Below are 19,668 nucleotides of genomic sequence, written 5' to 3'. Positions count from 1 at the left end.
TTTTTAAAAGTTCAAATTAAGTCCCAATGATAGCACAGTTGGCACAGGGATGTTATCAACACTTGTACGCTCTGGATCCGATCCGATATAATCTTTTGGAGTAAACCAAAATAGATTCTCTCCTTGAAAATAAACTCGTAATCCCGTCATTCCCCAGAATTTGCTGATCATCTCCTCGGGTAAAGAATACCCTATTTGCAGATTTCTTATTTTGAAATAAGAATTCTTTCTAAATAAATAATCGGAAGTCCTCTGATCGTTAAAGGCCAACGATAGGGATGGAATATCGGTATTGGTATTGGTTGGCGTCCAAGCATTAAGAACACCTAGACCTGCATTCTCACGGCCTTGGGTGAAATTATTCCAGAAAATATAAGGGTCCTGACCAATTCTTCCGGCTACACCTGACCCAAAAATAGAGAAGTCAAAGTTTTTATAACCAAGATCTACCCGAATACCATACTCTAGGTCTGGCAATGTATTTCCTATAAAATCACGGTCATCGGAATCGATTACATTATCGCCGTTAAGATCCTGAAACTTCAAGCCTCCTGGCCTTGCACCCACTTGAGTTGGGCTGGAATCGATATCCTCCTGACTTTGGAACAAACCATCGGTTTTATAACCAAATATAGAGAACTGCGACTGACCTAGGATAGAATTTTCGGCCGTTCCAGGAAAACCTGCCCTAACCTCTTCTGGGAGAAAGGTAATCTCATCCTTAAATGCCCCAAAATTGGTAGAAACTCCCAAAGAAAATCCACTGTCCCAAGTTTTGGAATAGGCAACGGAAAGTTCCCAACCTTTGGTCTGTGTAGTGGCTCCATTTAAAACACGCTGTTGCCCTTCTCCAATAACCGAAGCGATTGGCGGAGTTATCAAAATATCACTCGTTTTACGGGTAAAGTAATCAAAGGTACCTACAACCGCGTTGTTAAATAGGCCAAAATCGACCCCAAAGTTGAATTCCTTTGTAGTTTCCCACTTAAGCGCCGGGTTTGCCGCTTGAATGGAAACAAAACCTGAAGGTAAGGTTCCTCCATTATTACCACCAAGATCATAAGCAGTTCCAACATTGTAATACTGATTGAAAAAATCAGGAACAAATTGATCCTGGTTGGGTCCATATCTGGATTCGTAAAGGCCAAATCTTGCCAGATCACCAATAGATTGGTTACCCACCTCACCGTATCCTGCACGAAGTTTTAAATCGGACACCACGCCTTCATCATTGAAAAAATCTTCCCTGCTTATTCTCCAACCCAAAGTAGCGGCAGGAAAAACACCATACCTATTTTCTTCACCAAATCGCGATGAACCATCCCTACGTACAGTTACAGAGGCCAAATATTTGTCCGCAAAAGCATAATTCAATTTCCCAAATTGGGACAACAGGCTGCTTCCACTGGAACGGCCTGTGTTGGTCCTGGCACCTGTAGCCGCATCCAGAACAAAATAAGATTCCGTTTCTACCGCAAAGCCATCGGCAATAGCGGTAACCGAATCAAAATCATTTTTAATGGATTCTGTTCCAACCAGTAGACCAAAACGATGATCTCCCATTTCCAGATTGTAATTTAGGGTGTTGGTGAACACAACGCTAGTAAATTTATTGGTGTCCAAAATCAACCTATTATTGCTCCTGTTGACAAATCCATTGGCTACCTTGGGCTCAATATCCTTACGTTTGTAGTCCCCATAATCCAGACCAATACTGGTCCTGAACATTAAATTGTCCAAAATTTGAAGTTCTGCAAATACATTTCCAAAAATATTGGTCCTTTCCGTATTGTCCCATCTATTTAAATATTGCATCAATACAGGATTGTTTCGATCTGAATATCCTGCACCCAATGGCCCTCCATAATTACCATTGCTATCGAACAAAGGTATGGTAGGCGCCAAACTTATTGCCAGTGCCGGAGTTGGGGCACTACCAATATCTGTAGAGGCCAAAGTTTCATCGGAGGTAGTAAACGCCGTATTTACCCCAATCTTCAATTTGTCATTGAATAATTTGAAATTGGAATTCAGTTTCCCTGAAAATCTTTCGTATCCAGTATATTTTAAGATTCCGGTATTCTTAAGATGTCCCAAATTAATGAGATGAAAGGACTTGTCCGTTCCACCCGAAATAGAAACTTCATTATTGTAGACATATCCCGTTTCATAAGCTTCTTTCTGCCAATCAGTATCTCCGGCCGGCACGTTGGTATCGCCGCCAACATAAGGCTGAAGTGTAATACCATTTAGCACAGGATTGTTAAAATCACCGTTCCAATCAAAATTATAGATTTCACCATAACCTCCAGTTGGATCGGCACCATCATTAACAGATGCCCTCCATAATGCTTCTCCCCTTTGTAGGGAGTTCAACATATCATAACGCTGCTTTTTTTCGGACTGTACTGAAATATTGGAATTTAAACTTACCCTGTATTTCTCTTCTCCTCCTGCCTTTGTACTGTTTTTGGTGGTTACAATAATAACGCCATTACCCGCCCTGGAGCCATAAATGGAAGAAGCCGATGCATCTTTTAAAACCTGTACAGATTCTATGGTACTGGGATTAAGTCCCGAAAAGACTTCTTGACGAACAGTTGGTACCCCGTCAATAACATATAGTGGATCATTGTTTCCCAAGGTTGTAACCCCACGAATAAGAATACGGCTACTGGTACCGTTAGGATTTCCAGATTTCTCCACAAAAAGTCCCGGTACCCGTCCCTGTAAAGCCTGCATGGCATTACCCGAACTTAAACTTTGACCTTCAACAGGCCCAAGTTCCACTACGGTAATAGCCCCGGTTAGATCGGCTTTTCTTTCCGTGGTATACCCGGTTAATACTACCTCATCCAACATTTGCGCATCTGGCTGCAAAACAATATTAAAAGTTGTCTGCCCATTTACCGGAATCCCCTCCGTTAAAAAGCCAACATAACTTACCGAAAGTGTTGCCTCGGAAGGCACGTCATCAAGTGTGAAATTACCGTCAAAATCTGTTGTTGTACCATTGGTAGTTCCCGCCACTACAACAGAGGCTCCTGGCAAAGGCATCCCATCATCCTGGGAGGTCACCGTACCTTTTATCTGTTCTTGGGCCAATAGCCCCAAGGGAACAAACGTCATTAGCAATAAAAAGAGTTTTAGTTTCATAATTCAGTTGTATTTAGTTAATATTTAGTTGATTCACTTCTAATAAATCAAGAACAAAGTCTTGATTGACCGTCTCTATTGAAAAAGTCTCGAATGGTGCATTTGGAAAGAAGATTTCCGTCATTACAGTAGACCCTTCATCAAAAAATAATTCTATGGATGTCTTATCCAGAAGGATAGTCCCAGAAAGTATTTTACTTCCGGAGATTCGTTTCGCTATACTTTTCTTATTCGAGAAGGTATCGGAAAATCCTGTTTTACCTGATTTTTCTCGATCGATGAAAAAAGTATCATCAATGCTGCTGTACCCAAAGGACAATTCGTCCCCTTGCGTGTTGGAAAGCTTAAAAGTGAAGCTATCCTTTTTTATATCTGAAATATTGAAATTGATGGCACTCCTGGACAAATTTATCTTTTGTGAATTGATGAGTGCCAATTCCCCGTTCACAGCAATATTCTCTTTCCTATACTTTACACCTTTATAAGCGTCAATTTCATCAACCGGCTTAAAAGCCAACCTATAGGAACTGTCATCCTTGATCAATTTTATCTCCCTTGCCACGGTCATGGCACTACGCCAGGTTTCCGTAGGCACTTCATTGGCATATTCCCAATTGGACATCCAGCCCATATAAAACTTCCCGCCGTTTTTGGAAGTGACATTGGAAAAAGTAACCCCGGCATAATTATCCTTTCCAAAATCTATCCAAAAGTTCTGACCCTTGTTTAGGACTGTTTCAAAATCCTTATCCATGGTGAATTTTGTACCATCAAAGTCGCCAATAAAATATTGCGTAGCACTACCGCCATTTAGACCCCCGGGATTAACACTCACATAGAGGACCCATTTGGTTTCATCAGTACCTTCAACTGTAATTGGAAATAGATCCGGACATTCCCAAACACCACCATGTGTTCCAATCTCCCTATTTAATTCCGAGCCAAAATCGGACAATAGTTCCCAACTTTTGAGATCCTTTGAACCATAGAACATAACCTTGTCCTGGGCAGCCAAGACCATGACCCATTTTTTATGTTCCTCATTCCAGGATACTTTGGGATCCCTGAAATCCCTAATCCCTGGATTCTTTATGACCGGGTTGCCAGAATATTTAGTCCAAGTAAGCCCTTCATCCAAGGAATATGCTATGGCCTGTGACTCAACATCGATTCCCTTGGCCTTTTCAATCTCCATATTATGATAAGTAAACATGGCTATAATGGGCACCTGTCCTCCAGTACCAAAACCAGAGGTATTTTCCAAATCCACAACGGCACTGCCAGAAAAAATGTATCCCTTGTCATCCGGATATAATGCTATAGGCTGCTCCTTCCATGTTACCATATCCGTGCTAATGGCATGACCCCAGTGCATGGGTCCCCATTTATTACCATCAGGGTAATGTTGAAAATATAAATGGTAATATCCATTGTAATGGAACATTCCGTTGGGATCGTTCATCCAACCCACCTTTGGTGTAAAATGGTAGTTTGGTCGGTATAATTCCTCCTCCAGAACTACAGTACTTTCATTCTTAACCATTATCTCCTTATCCTCTTTTTGCCCTTGTTCCTTGCATGCGAAAACCACGAGCAGACCTGCAATGGCAACAACTATTTTTAATCTATGTTTTTTCATACTTTCAAAAAATTGGGTTTATGATTCATCTATTTATTTTCTTTAACTACTTCTAACCTATTCGTATTTCCGCCATTGGACTTGCTCAAGGATTTGCTCAAAGCCTCCAAGGAAACCCCCTTTGTTTCCGGCATAATAAAAACCACAAAGAGCAATTGTAAAAACATCATAAAGGCAAAGAAGGCAAATACCGTTCCTGCTCCAATGGAAGAAAACAACACAGGGATCAAGGAAGGTATTACGGCTGCCAAGACCCAGTGGACCGAACTTCCAAAGGATTGTCCCGAACCTCTTAAGTGGTTGGGGAAAATCTCCGAAATAAACACCCAGATTACAGTACCTTGTCCTATGGCATGTGCAGCTATAAAAAGGAATAGAAATATAGCTACGGACATTCCTTCCCAATCAAAGAAAAATGCACAGGACACCAAAGTGAGTGAAACGATATACCCAAAGGATCCTAGGTACATTAATTGTTTTCGACCAAGCCTATCGATAAGAAAAATACCCAAGAGGGTAAAAAACAGGTTAATGACACCTATTCCAATACTACTCAATAATGCAGTACTTTCTCCGAGCCCGGCCTCTTCCAAAATTCTAGGGGCATAGTATAAAAAGGCGTTAATACCGGAAACTTGATTAAAAAAGGCCATACAAAAGGCAAGAATTAAAGGGAAGCGGTATTTCTTCATAAAGATGTTTTCGCCAGGCACCTTGTTTTCATTTTCCTGATGTATTTCCAACATTAATTTCTCAACATCCTGACCGGGATTAATCACTTTTAGCACATTAAGCGCTTCCTCTGTACGAAGTTTGGTCAGAAGCCACCGTGGACTCTGTGGAACAGTTATAACAAATAATGTGTATATAAGGGCAGGAATTGCCTCCACCCCAACCATCCATCGCCAGGCATTTTCACCAATTCCACTTAACAAATAATTGGAAAAGAAGGCTACCAATATCCCGAAGACAATATTAAATTGGTATAAGCCTACTAATTTACCCCTATCCTTGGCCGGAGCTATTTCAGAAATATATGCAGGCGCGGCAATAGTGGATGCACCCACTCCCAATCCACCTAAAAATCTAAAGAAGGCAAAGGTAATAGGGTCGTTTGCGAACGCCGAACCCAAAGCGGAAACGGTATAAAAAATTCCAATCCAGAACAACGTTTTCTTTCTTCCCATCCTATTGGTGGGTATTCCTCCAAATAATGCTCCAACTACAGTTCCCCACAATGCCATGGCCATTACTACTGTACCATGGAATACATCTGAAGAACCCCATAACGTCTGTAATTTTTTGTCCGCGCCAGAAATCACTACCGTGTCAAAACCAAATAGAAATCCCGCCAAAGCTGCAGTAATAGACCAAACCAATATTTTCTTCATATCGCAATTATTAAATATGAAGACTATATTATTACAATTTATTTGGCAACTATTTTGCCAATGTTACAATCTATTGTGATTTCGTTAACATTTCAAACAAAATAGGCAAATTATTGATATACAGTATGTTATAAAACATATTTTAACAAAGCCTCACAGAACAGATTACACTGATGTAACCCAGAAGTTCAAAATTGATACATGGTTGTAAGGTGAAAAGACAGAATTACCTTAAAGTGATTTTTTATAGGCGCCCGGAGTAACACCATATTTACCCTTAAAGGCCGTAGAAAAGTAATTTGGGGATGAAAATCCGGTACTATAGGCTATTTCCGACATGGATAGATCTGTATTTTCGAGAAGCGTTTTTGCGTTTTCCAATCTGTAATTTGAAATGTAATCGCTTACACTAATTCCTAATATTGCCTTTACCTTTCTATACAATTGAACCCTAGAAATGTTAAGTGCCTCCCCTAAATTCTCGACAGAAAAATTGGTGTTGTCCAGGTTCTGTTTTATTTGTTGATTGAGTTGCCTTACAAATAATTGTTCAGGGCTCCCAAACGCTTGCCCTTGATCAATTTTATGGATATTATTGGTATAGTAATACCTTAACTTTTCCCTGTTATAAAGGAGCGATTTTATGGATTGTGTTAAGATGGAATAGTTAAATGGCTTTGTTAAATATAAATCGGCCCCGCTTTTAAGCCCCTGAAGAAAAGAATCCTTATTGCCCAAGGCTGTTAAAATAATAACTGGAATATGCGAGGTTCGTAAATCATTCTTCAGGATTTCACATATTTCAAATCCATTTTTATCGGGCAAGTTTACATCGCAAATAACAACATCTGGAATATTCTCAAATGCCAACTCAATTCCATCGGTACCATCGGACAAGATCATATCGTACTCGACACCAAGTTTATTCTTTAGGAAAAAACTCAAATCCCGATTATCCTCTATTAAGAGAATGGAATAACCATCCTCCCTAATTTTGGTATCCAAATCCATATAATTATCATCCATAGTAATCTCCCCGGTAAAATCCCTCAACGTTGTGTCCGCCAAATCCGGGTCAATTACAATTTGATCCTCATTAAAATGGGTATTTCCCTTAAAAAGGGTTATGACAAATTCCGTTCCGTGATAGGATTTAACCTCAATTTTACCAAGATGTAGCTCCACAAATTGTTTACTAAGATGCAAACCTACTCCAGAACTGTTTTTTCTGTTGTTGGAACCTTTAAAAAATGGGGTAAATACATTTTTCAATTCGTTTTCTGGAATTCCTATGCCGTTGTCCTTAAAGTGAATTTTAACGGTACTCTCGCCAACATTATCATGAATCTCAAGATCTATTCTTCCATTGTCCGGTGTAAATTTAAAGGCATTGGACAAAAGGTTAAAATATACTTTATCCATCAAATTTCGGTCCACAAACAAGTCCAGATCCTCATTATTAGTAGTAATATTGAATTTGATCCCCCTCTTTTTGGCCTGCCCTATAAATTCTTTAAATATATTATTGGAGAACTTGAAAATATTGGTTTCTGAGGCCCTGACATTGAAATTTTGGTCCTCCACTTTCCGAAAATCCAATAAATTATTGATCAGCCTAAGTAATCGGTTCGAGTTATTTTGAATCAGCTCCACTTCAAATCCAGTTTTAAAGCCTTTTTGTTTGTCCGATTCCCTTAGCGATTCTATGGAACTCATAATTAATGTGATAGGAGTTTTAAACTCATGGGACAACCCTGTAAAAAAGTTCAATTTTGCCTCATTACTATCCTTTACCTCATTGGCTATTTTCTCTATTTGATTTCTTTGAACAGTAATCTTTTTATTGATCAACTCCAACTGTCTATTCTTCTTGGATATGGCTATTTTGGAATAAATGCTATAAACAGCAAGGCCAAAGATTATTACAGAAAATGTAATAATGATTTTAAGAATATTATTCTGTGAATAGTAGAGTTGTTCCTGTCTTTTAATGGCGGAAATCTGAGATTCAATAAGACCTTGCTGTTCATTAATTTTAGTGAATTGATTCTGCATTATATCAGCATTAAAGCGATCAATAACTGTAGTGCTCAGAATGTTATTAGTTGGTACTACCTCAGCTTTTAATATTTTCAAGGCGATATCTATTGCTTCCGCTCCACCTGTAGGATATAAAATCGTTGCACTTAGAACCCCATCTTTTACTAATTGTATGCCTCCATTAGGCCCATTGAGTCCATCAACGCCAATAATTTTTATTTGCCCTTCCATGGCCAAATTTCTGGCTACCTCCCAAGCACCCATGGCCATCCTGTCGTTATGGGCAAAAATATAATCTACCGGGCCGGTTCTTGACAACAATTCCCGTAAACTTTCAGTGATCGATTCCTTCTCCCAATCACCTTCTATAGTTCCTGCAAATTTTATTTTCGGAAATTTATCTAAAATCTGATGAAAACCTAGACTCCTTTCCTCAGCAGGAGACGATCCAGCTAGCCCCCGTATTTCAACAACACTTAACGAATCCTGTACATTTGAAACAATGATATTACCAGCATTACGGCCAACTTCTATATTGTCCGCTCCTACATATGCCGTGTACTTCTGATTGTCCGTTTTCCTATCCACCACCAGAACCGGAATTCCTGCTTTCATTGCTTCTTCCACAATTGGGGTAATAGGCTTGGATTGAATTGGGGAAACAATTATAATATCTACACTGTCCCCTATAAAATTCTTTAACTGTTCAATTTGTTGCTGAACATTATAGTTGGCGTTAGATATCTCCAAGGTAACATTGGGATATAACGAGGCCTGCAATTCCATGGCATTGTTCATGGATTGTCTCCATTCATCATTTAACATGGCCTGAGAGAAACCTATCCGTATTTCCTCTTCTTCAGTTTGTTTTGCACACGACAAAAGAAGAATAAATAAAGAAATAACAGAAATCAAAATACTTCTTTGGATTCTCATAATAATAATTAGGCTTAAGTGTCATCTTCACGAATTTGAAAATATTCATATAGAACCTTATAAAATTCAAATAAAAACTTTCAGGAGTTCGCCAAACTTTAAATTTATGATTAAATCAATTCCTATACTTCATATACACCATAAAAATGGGTTTTAGTCCAAATCCTATTTTCTATCAATACCATTTTGTATTTAAAATAAAATGAAAGGGCAAATGGGAGGGCGGCCATTTGCCTTACTATTAACCAATGAAAATAAGTGTTACTAAATCGTCCTAATGGATGGCAATTTAATAATTAGGATATAAAAAATTGCGTTATGGAAGAAATTTTGATGCATCAAAACTTCAAGACTATCGAACATAAAAAAAGCCCTTCATTTCTGAAGAGCTTTTTAGTGAGTACAGGCGGAGAGACTCGAACTCTCACACCTCGCGGCACTAGATCCTAAGTCTAGCGTGTCTACCAATTCCACCACGCCTGCATAAATTTCAATAAAATTACAAACCTAATTTCAATGACTACCCTTTATATCGCTAGATTTCCTAGCGTGCCCGCCCGTACCGAGCGGTACGTTCGGGCGGGTCTACAAATTCCACCACGCCTGCATTTAACCCGTTTGTAATAGGGATGCAAATATAAAGTAATTTTTCAATTTAAAAATACTTAGCCAATAAAAAGTTCTTTTTTGTAAATTTAGCCTTCAATTAAACCAAAACATGCAAGACATTTCGGAGTACCTAGTCAAAAACAAAGAACGTTTTATCAGTGAGTTGATACACCTACTAAAGATACCCTCAGTGAGCGCCGACCCAGTGTATTCCCAGGATGTCATCAATGCTTCCGAAGCCGTTATGGCCTCGTTGTTGGAGGCCGGTTGCGATACCGCAGAAATATGCGAAACCAATGGATACCCTATCGTCTACGGGGAAAAAATAATAAACCCAGAATTACCTACCGTTTTAGTTTACGGGCATTATGACGTTCAACCAGCAGATCCCATAGACCTTTGGAACTCGCCTCCTTTTGAACCCGTAATAAAAACCACTGATATTCACCCTGAAGGTGCCATCTTTGCAAGAGGTGCCTGTGATGATAAGGGACAAATGTATATGCATGTCAAGGCTCTGGAATTCATGGTGAAAACCAACCAATTGCCCTGCAACGTAAAATTTATGATAGAAGGGGAAGAGGAAGTAGGTAGTGAAAATTTGGGAACTTTCGTGGCCGAAAACAAAGAAAAATTGGCCAACGACATTATCCTAATTTCGGACACCGGCATGATTGCCAATAATGTTCCTTCTATAACCACAGGTTTACGGGGACTAAGTTATGTAGAGGTTGAAGTAACCGGACCCAACAGGGATCTTCACTCAGGTTTATACGGCGGCGCAGTGGCCAATCCAATCAATGTATTGACCAAAATGATTGCCGCATTGCACGACGAAAACAACCATATCACCATTCCCGGATTTTATGACAAGGTGGAAGAACTATCCAAAGAAGAAAGGGAAGAAATGGCCAAGGCCCCTTTTAGCCTAGAAAATTACAAAAAAGCCTTGGATATAAATGCTGTTTATGGAGAAAAGGGGTATACCACCAACGAACGCAACTCCATTAGACCTACCTTGGACGTAAACGGAATTTGGGGCGGATATATCGGTGCAGGTGCAAAAACCGTTATAGCCAGTAAGGCCTATGCCAAAATCTCCATGCGACTGGTACCCCATCAAGATTGGAAAGAAATAACAGAACTGTTCAAGACCCATTTCGAAAGTCTGGCACCGGAGGGAGTTACAGTCAAAGTCACCCCGCACCATGGTGGGCAAGGCTATGTAACGCCTATAGACAACAATGCCTATAAAGCGGCTTCAAAAGCCTATGAAACCACCTTTGGCAAGACCCCTATACCTCAGCGTAGTGGAGGCAGCATCCCCATTGTTTCGCTTTTCGAAAAGGAATTAAAAAGCAAGACCATCCTTATGGGCTTCGGTCTGGACAGCGATGCCATACATTCTCCAAACGAGCATTTTGGCATATGGAACTACCTAAAGGGCATAGAGACTATTCCTTATTTCTATCAATACTTTGCGGAATTATCAAAATAAGCAAGATTATTCTTTGCTGGGCGTTGCCCTCACGGGCCGCTCTTTCCGCTATATCTTTTTTGGCAGCTGACATGTCCTGCAAGGTTTTCAAAACCTTGTAGGACTAAAGCACGAAGCTTAGCAAGACTTCCGGTCAAATTAAAACGCTATTACTCCATACCTACAAGGTTTTTTAAAACCTTGCAGGATTAGAAACAGGCCTTCTCGGGAAAACCAGATAAGCAATGATGACTTGACAACATACCTACAAGGTTTGACAAACCTTGCAGGATTAAGGCCAAAAAAAGATACCGCCGCAATAACTATCGCAAAATCAATTTACAACTACCAATAAACAATGCCATGAATCAGCTTCAAAACTCGTCAGTCCGGCAAACCTATTTATTCAACCGGAAATCAATGTTCATCACTCACCGCAAGAAAAATACCTCTACATTTGTAGAATTAAAATAATTGTTCTATGTTTGTAGAGCATATAATCATTTTACTAATGAAACTATCAAAAACCGAAGAAGAATTAATGAACCACCTCTGGAAGCTCAACAAAGCATTTATGAAGGATCTACTGGAGGTATATCCAGAACCCAAACCTGCCACCACCACCGTGGCTACCTTGTTAAAGCGGATGGCGGATAAAGGCTTTGTTGCGTACAAATTGTTTGGCAACGCTAGACAATACTATCCTTTGGTAAAGAAAAAGGATTATTTCTCCAAACAATTGAACGGACTTATAAAAACTTTTTTCAATGATAGCGCCTCCCAGTTTGCCTCCTTCTTTACCCAAGAAACCGATTTGAGCAAGGAAGAACTGGAGGAATTAAGAAACTTGATCGATACCGAAATTAAAAATAAATAATCATGTGGATCTATCTTTTAAAATTTAGTGCATGTCTGGCCATACTCCTACTATTTTACAAATTAGCCCTGGAGAAGGTCCATATTCATCATTTTAAAAGATATTATCTACTATCAGCTTTTATCATTTCCCTAAGTATTCCCTTAATCACCTTTACCCAATATGTTACCGCCACTGTAGAGCCACTCCTGATTACAGAGTACATTGGGCAAACCAGCGGTAACCCCATAGAAAACAAAACCAACCTTGCCCAAATATTACCAATTATTTTATGGGGTATTTACACTTTAGGGGTTTTAATTTTCGCTCTCAAGTTTTTGAAAAACCTTAGGGCGTTGATCAAAAATATTAAGAACAATCCCAAATTAAAATCCGGACATATCCATCACGTGTTGCTTCACGAACTTATTGCTCCGCACACCTTTTTCAGCTATATTTTTTTCAACAAAACCAATTACGAATCCCAGAAAATTCCGCAAGAAGTTTTTTGGCATGAGGAAACCCATGCCAACCAAAAACACAGTTTGGATATCTTACTGTTCGAGCTGATTCAAATTGTCTTCTGGTTTCACCCCTTGATTTACTGGGCAAAGCATTTGGCAAAATTGAACCACGAATTTTTAGCGGACCAGGCCGTTTTAAACAGGGGGACTAGTGTTCCCAACTATCAAAACTTGGTATTGGCATTCTCATCAAATGCCGTAACATCCCCTTTGGCAAACGCCATTCATTATTCATCAATCAAAAAACGAATCGTCATCATGAAAACACAAACATCAAAAAGAGTCATTTGGCTTAAAAGTTTATTGCTAATTCCACTAATGGCACTCCTACTCTACAGTTTTAGCACCAAAGAAGTGCTTGAAGTACAAAAAATCGAGAACTCGACTATTGAGCGGGGCAACCCACAAGAAACAATAATAGAGGATATTGAACAGGAAATAATTAATGATTTAAAAAATCAAAATATTCCAACACAAAAAATTTCGATAGCTATTAATAAAAAAGGACAGTTGTTGGTCAATGCTGATTTGGTTAAAATCGAAGACTTAAAATCGCACCTACTTAAATACAACCAAGGCCTAACCAAAGAACAAAGGGAACAAAGCGTTAGGGCCGTAATTAGTGTAGAGAAAGAAACTCCGGCCAACATCATTAAACAAGTAGATGCTATTTTAATGGACTATGGAGTAGCCACCATTGACATACAAGGACCAACAAAATCCCCAAAACAAGTTGGGGCCACCAAAACCGAAATAAAGGAATTCAACACCCTCGCCAAAAAATACAATGCACAACCTAAAGAAACAAGGGTTATTCCTTTAAATGACCTAAAAACCTTGGAAACAACATATGGTCGTATGAGCAATGAGCAAAAACAGCAGGCTCTGCCCTTTCCTGAATGTGCACCTCCACCAGCCCCTGTTCCTCCAGTGAAACCCATTGAAGAAGATGATATCTCATCACCAACTTTAAAAAATAGTACCAATCAAAAACTACAGGCCATAAAAGAGCCTTTGGTGTATTACGGAAAATTGTATAATTTACCTCAGCCGCCACCTCAGCCTAACCCAAATCCAGTGATTTATATAAAGGAATTGGCCGAAAAAGGAGCCACATTTTATATGGGCCCCCATCAATATAAAACTGATGAAGTGATTGAATTGGTGAAAAAGAGTGAAGATCCCAACATTGATGTAAGCAATTACCCCATCGTGAGACTGGGGGGTTGTTGATGTTTGCATTCCAAATAAAACTTAAAGCAGTCCTGCAAGGTTTGGAAAACCTTGTAGGACTAAAGTGCGAAGCTTACCACGACTTCTAGACAAATTTAAACGCTATTAATCCATACCTACAAGGTTAAAAAAACCTTGCAGGATTGGAACCAGGCCGATAAGAAGTTAAAAAAAGGGGCTCCCCACCTTTGATAGGGTGGTTTGGATTCTTTTCCGACGACGGGTCGGGAAGAAGACGGGGCGGATGGAAAGCCCGTAGCAATAGGCATTGCCCAAATAGCCAAATCAAAATAGCCCAAGGATGCGGTCTGCCCCCTTCCGTCCCACGTCCAATCCATCACAAAGGAGTCCTACAAGGTTTGGAAAACCTTGTAGACTAAAGTACGAAGCTTACCACGACTTCCAGACAAATTAAAGCGCTATTGCTCCATACCTACAAGGTTAAAAAAACCTTGCAGGATTAGAACCAGGCCGATAAGAAGTTAAAAAAAGGGGCTCCCCTCCCTTTCCAGGGAGGGGTGGATTCTTTTCCGACAGCGAGTCGGGAAAGAAGACGGGGCGGGTGGAAAGCCCGTAGCAATAGGCATTGCCCAAATAGCCAAATCAAAATAGCCCAAGGATGCGGTCTGCCCCCGTCCGTCGCAAGTCCTATCCATCACCAAGGAGTCCTGCAAGGTTTTCAAAACCTTGTAGGACTCAAGCACCTAGCTAACCACGACTTCCAGACAAATTAAAACGCCATTGCTCCATACCTACAAGGTTAAAAAAACCTTGCAGGATTGGAACCAGGCCGATAAGAAGTTAAAAAAAGTGGCTCCCCACACTAGACAGGGAGGGGTGGAATCTTTTCCGACGACGGGTCGGGAAGAAGACGGGGCGGGTAGAAAGCCTGTAACTATCAAGGTTTGCACCATTGGCCACATCACAACAGTCAAAGGATGCGCCCTACCCCTTCCACCATCCCGACAAAAAGATCGGGATGCTACCTTCCCCTGCATACCATTGGGAAGTCCTGCAAGGTTTTCAAAACCTTGAAGGACTAAAGCAACAAGCTTACCACGACTTCCAGACAAATTAAAGCGCTATTAATCCATACCTACAAGGTTAAAAAAACCTTGCAGGATTAGGGACAGGCCGATAGGAAGTTAAAAAAAGGGGCTCCCCTCCCTTTCCAGGGTGGGGTGGATTCTTTTCCGACAACAAGTCGGGGATGTTATCATAATTTTTGATACCGGCCCTCTTCTTTTCACACTCCATTTTTTTTTTAAATTAATTATTGATTTGTTGCTTTAAGAATGGCCCATAAAATCTACCGTAAATGGAACTGGAAATAAATTAGCAGATTAATTTCAACCATTAAACCAACACTATATATATCGTCAGCATTCCGTACTAAAAACATGATATAAGTCAACCTAAACAAATTCCGCCTATTATCTTATACGTTCTTCGCAATGAATCGGTTACGTCAGAAAATAATAGGGCTTAATGTATATTTTATGATTTATTATGTAACAATTTGCACTGCCATACGTTCTAACAAGTATCGAATGTTTCCAAAAAAGCTTCCAAAGGCCCAAGGATAAGCCTGCTTTTTTTGGTCCCATTTGATGTGGAACATCAATTAAAATCAGAACACTATGGTACAGCAATTCTTTATACTCTGCTCTGGAGCAGATACGGATATTCTCAACACTTGCTCCAAGGGAGAACAAAACAAATACGCGGGAATTGGCGCAACGGTATTCTTTACCGCTATTATGGCTTTTATAGCTAGTGCCTACGCCCTTTTCACTGTCTTTGATAATGTCTACACAGCTATTTTCTTCGGCCTTATTTGGGGACTTCTCATTTTTAATCTTGACCGATTTATTGTGTCTACCATAAAAAAGAGCAATAGTTTTAAGAGCGAATTATTACAGGCAACACCCCGAATAATATTGGCAATTATTATCGCCATCGTCATCTCCAAACCTTTGGAAATGAAAATTTTTGAAAAGGAGATCAATCAGGTACTTCTGGAGGAAAAAAATACCATGACTCTTGCCAATAAGGAGCAGATTGCAACACAATTCACCCCAAAAACCGAACAACTGAAGGCCGATATTTTGGGCCTAAAAGATGAAATAGCGAATAAGGAGGCCGAAACCAACGCGCTTTACGACACCTATATCTCCGAAGCCGAAGGCACGGCAGGTACCAAATTATTGGGTAAAGGGCCCGTATATAAGGAAAAAAAGGACAAACACGATGCCGCCTTGGCCGAACTGCAGTCCCTAAAACAAATGAACGCCGAAAAAATATCCGCCTTGGAAGCGCAGATCGTTGCCTTGGATATGGAATATGCAGATCAAATAACTACTACTCAACCCATCATTGATGGTTTCGACGGACTTATGGCCCGTATAAATGCTTTGGACAAACTACCCTGGCTACCCTCCTTTTTTATATTTCTGTTATTCTTGACTATAGAAACGTCTCCCATTATCGCAAAGCTATTATCCCCAAAAGGATCTTATGATTACAAATTGGAAGATGAAGAAAGTGCCGTCAAGACCTGGGTCAATCAAAAAGTAAATCAACGAGAAAAAGTACTGGAAACTGATTCGCTTTTAAACAATAAAATTTACGGTGAAATAGCCGAGGAAGAAGAAATTTACAATTACAAAAAACAGAAGGCAGAGGAATTATTGAAGTTACAGGCCAATGCCTTTCATGAGGCACAGTTAAAGAGCCTATAGAGCCATTAAACTCATGCCCCAATTATAATACATTGAGGCCAAAATCACTTTGGACGTCCGGCTGAGCGCAGTCGAAACCTACAAGACAGTAATTGCAGGAATTCTGTAAAACCAAAAAATGAATGGAAACCTTTCAACCTCTCGCCTTCAATGTATAGGAGAATGAGGACATTGGAAATGCCTCCTTAATTTCCCCACATCCTAATCCAAAGTGCCATGAGCAATTTTTTGGCATCGCGCTTCAATTTAGGGGTTTCTTCTACCAACAGATCACCATCCTTGGGAACCAACTTATAATTGAAGGCAAATTGCTGTTCATCGGGCTCCAAACTCATCAATCCAAATCGGAGGTCATTAAAAAAAAGCTGTCCGTTCTTTTCATTTATGGTAAACCACCCTTCCGTAATTTTCTTGAGTCGCAGTACCTTATCATTCCCAGCCAAGCTGCCCAATAATTCATGGTTTTTAGGATACCTACTAAATTGAACAGGCCTATTATCAAAAAAAGAGTAGTTGCCAATGAGATAGGCGTCCCCGGTATCCACATTGGCAGACCAAAGAACAGTATTAAATGGAGAGGGTCTAGTATCTATTTCTAAATAAGATATGCCCTGTGCGTCCAAACTATTGGCGATTTTTTTATAGGCCACTCCTTTGAGCACCAAACTAAGTCCTAAATACAAACTACTTAAGGTCAACCCCCACGTATTATAACGCCACCGCAAGTCTATATTGCGCTTCTGGCGCATAGCAAGAATAAGGAAGATTAAAAAGGGCAGGGTGTACAGGGGATCAATAACGAAGATATTCTGAAAAGCTACCCTAAGATCAAAAGGCCAAAAAAGTTGGGTTCCCCATGTGGTAAAGGCATCCAAAATAGGATGGGTAAAAAGTCCCCAGAACATTAACCAGGACCAGTCTTTCCAGGTGGCAGGTCCCTTCCTTTCCAATTCAAAAACCAACCAACCGAAGATAGGGGCAAAAATTATGGAAAAAAAGATAGAATGGGTAAACCCTCTATGCCATTCTATAGCGGTAACAGTATCGGTAACATAGTTGGCCAAAACATCCAAATCCGGTATGGTCCCGGCAATAGCTCCATAAAGCATGGCCTTATTGCCTACTTTCTTGCCCAAAACCGCTTCTCCCACTGCGGCACCCAATACTATCTGTGTGAGTGAATCCATTGTTGTTTTATTCAAAAAGCCTCAGCCGGTATTAATTAGGAAGGCTAAGGAAATATCCTCGCTTCCATCAATGCTCCATGGGGACTATTCCACAATTTCCATCTTTTTCAGCAAGAAAGAGGCGTTCATATTTTTACAAACCCCTGTTTTAAAGGTGTAATCGAAATTAAGTTCATTATTAATAATTTCGGCATCGAAATAGTAATTCTTAACCTGGGGCAAATCCTCCGAAACTTCACATAAACTTAAATCGTGCGTAGCAATGATTCCGGTAGATTTTGAAGCCACCAACTTTTCAACAAACTTCCGAGAGCCAATAGCCTTATCCATACTGTTGGTCCCTTTTAGGATTTCATCCAAAACAATAAAATATTTGTCGTTTTGTATTTCATCTACGATAAACTTCAACCGCTTCAATTCCGAAAAGAAATAAGATTCATCATCCGTGAGGGAATCGGTAGTCCGCATGCTGGTAATTAACTTAATCGGGGAGTATTCCGAAGACTGGGCACATATAGGAAGACCTACATTGGCCATAACAATTTGCAGGGACACCGTTCTTAAAAAGGTACTTTTCCCGGCCATATTGGCTCCGGTAACAATAAAAAACTGCTCCTTAAGGATCGTTATATCATTAGGAACCGCTTTTTTAGGATCCAACAAAGGATGTGATGCCTTTACGGATTTCAGGACAACCTCATTTTCGACTAGCTTTGGATAGCTGTAGCTGGGGTGATTATGGGCAAAATTTCCCAAACTATTAAAGGCGTCAAAAAAGGCTATGGCGTTGAACCACTGTTCCACTTTTGGCCCATGCTGACCTATCCACCGTTCTATCCTATACGCCTGTAACAAATCCCATAGAAAAAATCCGTTGCCCAACAAGGCAAAAAACATATTGTTCCTTTGGTCCAAGGCAGCGAGAATTTCAGAAAATTCCTTTAAAACTTTTGAGGCCAATTCTTTCTGCGAAACCACAGAATTCCTCTTTTTCCGTAAAAGATCGGAGGTAAATTCCTGTTCCTCTATTTTTAGAATCAATTTTTGATATTGTTGAAAGGTGCTTTGTACCCTATTGGCATCCGAAGCCAGTTTAGAAGTGCTTTTTAAGTAAAAACCACTCAATAACAAACCCACCAATAGAATTATGAAAATAGGGAAACCAGGTAACCACCCAAGAAGATATCCTCCAATTAAAATCAGGGAAACCAATGAAAAAGCGTAGGACACAAAACGCATTGCCTTGGGAACATATGTTTTATAGCCAGAAAGCCATGAAACTATGGTTTTGGTGGTAGTATCGGTTTTTACCAAAATTGCTATTGCAGAAAATTCCTGTCTCCAATCGGGTATTTTGGATAATTCTTCCACAGCTTTCTGCTTACCGGCAATATTGGTCAAATTATTGGACAATAGCATCTCTGCCAACATGTCGCTACCCTGGAGCAAGGCAGTGCGATTACTATACTGATAGAAAGAACCTTTTCCAAACAAGTCAATATCCTGGGCAAAAAAATGGGTGGGATCCTTATATACCGAGCCATCTGGAAGATGGTGAAAATTACGCTCCAACACCTTAATTTCCGTTTCATTTATTTTTATTAGAGCCAAAAGTTTGTCCCTCCTGTACTGTAAGTCTGTATGTTTGGAAACCAAAAACAAAAACAGGCCTATGGCTATTATGACCGTTCCGAAGACCAATTTGGTATCCCCAAAAAAAAGATAGGTTAAGCTGGCCGCGACAATAAAAACGACTAATCTAATGGTACTGGATAATGCCAATTGTCTTTTTACCTGACCCAATAATCCGCTATACAGATCAATTCTGTGTTTATAAAATGTTTTTAGGTTATCCATCTAGGAATATAAAATGTAATTT

The 19,668-nt window shown here is 39.9% G+C and carries 12 protein-coding genes and 1 tRNA gene; 5 read left to right on the top strand and 8 right to left on the bottom strand.

The genetic code is table 11. The features are described 5' to 3' along the window. Positions 1-3: 3 nt before the first annotated feature. The 5 genes from B9Y87_RS00510 to B9Y87_RS00490 form a co-directional block, all read right to left on the bottom strand. A complete protein-coding gene (locus tag B9Y87_RS00510; RefSeq protein ID WP_085495164.1) occupies positions 4-3,156 on the bottom strand; it encodes a SusC/RagA family TonB-linked outer membrane protein in 3,153 nt (1,050 codons plus the stop codon). 13 nt (positions 3,157-3,169) lie between these two features. Beyond that, positions 3,170-4,795 carry a glycoside hydrolase family 32 protein gene (locus tag B9Y87_RS00505; RefSeq protein ID WP_085495163.1) on the bottom strand — a complete coding sequence of 542 codons (1,626 nt, stop codon included), beginning with the start codon at positions 4,793-4,795 and terminating at the stop codon, positions 3,170-3,172. Between the two features lie 29 nt (positions 4,796-4,824). Beyond that, positions 4,825-6,186, bottom strand: coding sequence for a sugar porter family MFS transporter (locus B9Y87_RS00500; protein WP_085495162.1), 1,362 nt, complete (start codon positions 6,184-6,186; stop codon positions 4,825-4,827). Between the two features lie 231 nt (positions 6,187-6,417). Further along, the gene (locus B9Y87_RS00495; RefSeq protein ID WP_085495159.1) at positions 6,418-9,162 is read right to left on the bottom strand and encodes a substrate-binding domain-containing protein; all 2,745 of its coding nucleotides are present in this window, start codon (positions 9,160-9,162) and stop codon (positions 6,418-6,420) included. Positions 9,163-9,563: 401 nt separating this feature from the next. Further along, positions 9,564-9,645: transfer RNA gene (locus tag B9Y87_RS00490), tRNA-Leu, on the bottom strand. A gap of 235 nt (positions 9,646-9,880) precedes the next feature. Between B9Y87_RS00490 and B9Y87_RS00485 the strand changes: the two genes are divergently transcribed. The 3 genes from B9Y87_RS00485 to B9Y87_RS00475 all read left to right on the top strand — a co-directional run bounded on the left by B9Y87_RS00485 (position 9,881) and on the right by B9Y87_RS00475 (position 13,861). Then, positions 9,881-11,269, top strand: a complete 1,389-nt coding sequence (locus B9Y87_RS00485; protein ID WP_085495156.1) for a dipeptidase — start codon at positions 9,881-9,883, stop codon at positions 11,267-11,269. Between the two features lie 490 nt (positions 11,270-11,759). Beyond that, the gene (locus tag B9Y87_RS00480; protein WP_085496566.1) at positions 11,760-12,125 is read left to right on the top strand and encodes a BlaI/MecI/CopY family transcriptional regulator; all 366 of its coding nucleotides are present in this window, start codon (positions 11,760-11,762) and stop codon (positions 12,123-12,125) included. A 2-nt stretch (positions 12,126-12,127) separates the two neighbouring features. After that, positions 12,128-13,861, top strand: a complete 1,734-nt coding sequence (locus B9Y87_RS00475) for a M56 family metallopeptidase (RefSeq protein ID WP_085495154.1) — start codon at positions 12,128-12,130, stop codon at positions 13,859-13,861. Positions 13,862-13,977: 116 nt separating this feature from the next. Here B9Y87_RS00475 and B9Y87_RS22060 read toward each other — a convergent pair whose 3' ends face one another. Further along, on the bottom strand, positions 13,978-14,199 hold the full coding sequence (locus B9Y87_RS22060; RefSeq protein WP_085495152.1) for a hypothetical protein: 222 nt from the start codon (positions 14,197-14,199) through the stop codon (positions 13,978-13,980). A 403-nt stretch (positions 14,200-14,602) separates the two neighbouring features. Here B9Y87_RS22060 and B9Y87_RS00460 point away from each other — a divergent pair, with 403 nt between their 5' ends. Together B9Y87_RS00460 and B9Y87_RS00455 are read left to right on the top strand one after the other, a co-directional pair. Next, entirely contained in the window at positions 14,603-14,896 is a 294-nt protein-coding gene (locus B9Y87_RS00460) for a hypothetical protein (RefSeq protein ID WP_085495147.1), read from the top strand. 605 nt (positions 14,897-15,501) lie between these two features. Then, the gene (locus B9Y87_RS00455) at positions 15,502-16,602 is read left to right on the top strand and encodes a DUF4407 domain-containing protein (RefSeq protein WP_085495145.1); all 1,101 of its coding nucleotides are present in this window, start codon (positions 15,502-15,504) and stop codon (positions 16,600-16,602) included. 185 nt (positions 16,603-16,787) lie between these two features. Here B9Y87_RS00455 and B9Y87_RS00450 read toward each other — a convergent pair whose 3' ends face one another. Both B9Y87_RS00450 and B9Y87_RS00445 read right to left on the bottom strand, forming a co-directional pair. Next, positions 16,788-17,789 (bottom strand): metal-dependent hydrolase, encoded by a 1,002-nt coding sequence (locus tag B9Y87_RS00450; RefSeq protein ID WP_085495143.1) that lies wholly within the window; start codon positions 17,787-17,789, stop codon positions 16,788-16,790. Positions 17,790-17,873: 84 nt separating this feature from the next. Beyond that, on the bottom strand, positions 17,874-19,646 hold the full coding sequence (locus B9Y87_RS00445; protein WP_085495140.1) for a MutS-related protein: 1,773 nt from the start codon (positions 19,644-19,646) through the stop codon (positions 17,874-17,876). Positions 19,647-19,668 lie beyond the last annotated feature (22 nt).

The organism is Arenibacter troitsensis, assembly GCF_900177645.1.
Lineage (GTDB): Bacteria > Bacteroidota > Bacteroidia > Flavobacteriales > Flavobacteriaceae > Arenibacter > Arenibacter troitsensis.
Note: the sequence above shows the minus strand (reverse complement) of the source record. Positions and strands in the feature narration are given on the sequence as shown.

Coding starts and splice junctions, on each gene's coding strand:
- B9Y87_RS00510 (WP_085495164.1), bottom strand. CDS start 3,156: ATGAAACTAAAACTCTTTTTATTGCTAATGACGTTTGTTCCCTTGGGG.
- B9Y87_RS00505 (WP_085495163.1), bottom strand. CDS start 4,795: ATGAAAAAACATAGATTAAAAATAGTTGTTGCCATTGCAGGTCTGCTC.
- B9Y87_RS00500 (WP_085495162.1), bottom strand. CDS start 6,186: ATGAAGAAAATATTGGTTTGGTCTATTACTGCAGCTTTGGCGGGATTT.
- B9Y87_RS00495 (WP_085495159.1), bottom strand. CDS start 9,162: ATGAGAATCCAAAGAAGTATTTTGATTTCTGTTATTTCTTTATTTATT.
- B9Y87_RS00485 (WP_085495156.1), top strand. CDS start 9,881: ATGCAAGACATTTCGGAGTACCTAGTCAAAAACAAAGAACGTTTTATC.
- B9Y87_RS00480 (WP_085496566.1), top strand. CDS start 11,760: ATGAAACTATCAAAAACCGAAGAAGAATTAATGAACCACCTCTGGAAG.
- B9Y87_RS00475 (WP_085495154.1), top strand. CDS start 12,128: ATGTGGATCTATCTTTTAAAATTTAGTGCATGTCTGGCCATACTCCTA.
- B9Y87_RS22060 (WP_085495152.1), bottom strand. CDS start 14,199: ATGGATTGGACGTGGGACGGAAGGGGGCAGACCGCATCCTTGGGCTAT.
- B9Y87_RS00455 (WP_085495145.1), top strand. CDS start 15,502: ATGGTACAGCAATTCTTTATACTCTGCTCTGGAGCAGATACGGATATT.
- B9Y87_RS00450 (WP_085495143.1), bottom strand. CDS start 17,789: ATGGATTCACTCACACAGATAGTATTGGGTGCCGCAGTGGGAGAAGCG.
- B9Y87_RS00445 (WP_085495140.1), bottom strand. CDS start 19,646: ATGGATAACCTAAAAACATTTTATAAACACAGAATTGATCTGTATAGC.